The sequence below is a fragment of the Cellulomonas bogoriensis 69B4 = DSM 16987 genome (genome assembly GCF_000767165.1).
Lineage (GTDB): Bacteria > Actinomycetota > Actinomycetes > Actinomycetales > Cellulomonadaceae > Actinotalea > Actinotalea bogoriensis.
This window is the reverse complement of sequence record NZ_AXCZ01000426.1, coordinates 1-609: the sequence shown is the minus strand read 5'-3', so window position 1 is coordinate 609 and position 609 is coordinate 1. Positions and strand designations below refer to the sequence as shown.

1 protein-coding gene is annotated in these 609 nt (G+C 77.5%); it reads right to left on the bottom strand.

All coding sequences use genetic code 11. The features are described from left to right. A partial coding sequence (locus N869_RS15825) for an AMP-binding protein (protein ID WP_035063308.1) occupies positions 1–609 on the bottom strand: 609 nt, incomplete at both ends.

Here is a 609-nt window from a genome sequence, read left to right as displayed (position 1 = left end):
CGGGTGCGGCGACCACCACCGCCGTGAGCGCCTGGCCCCACTCGGCGTCGGGCACCCCGACCACGCACACCTGCCCGACGCCCGGGGCCCCGTCCAGGGCGTCCTCGACCGGCCCCGGGGGGACCTTCACGCCACCGGTGACCACGACGTCGTCGGCCCGCCCGTGCACGGTCAGCCGGACCCCGTCGTCCGTGCGGGCGGTGGTGAGCGCGCCCAGGTCGGTGGTGCGCAACCAGCGCATCCCCTCGAGGGTGGTGAACGCGGCGTCGTCGAGGTCGGGACGCCCCAGGTACCCGCGGGCCAGGACGGACCCACCCAGGTGCACCACGTGGTCGCGGACGTCCACCCGGACCCCGGGCAGGGGCACGCCGTCGTAGACGCAGCCCCCGCAGGTCTCGGTCATCCCGTAGGTGGTGACGACCCGAAGCCCGAGCCCGCGCGCCCGCTCCAGCAGGGGGCGGGGGGTGGCGGCGCCCCCGACCAGGACGGCGTCCAGGCGGGCGAGCGTGGCACGCAGGTCAGGGTCGTGCGTCGCGGCGGTGACCGCCCGGTGCAGCTGGGTGGGGACCAGGGCGGTGTACACAGGCCCGGCGGGACGCCCACCGGTGG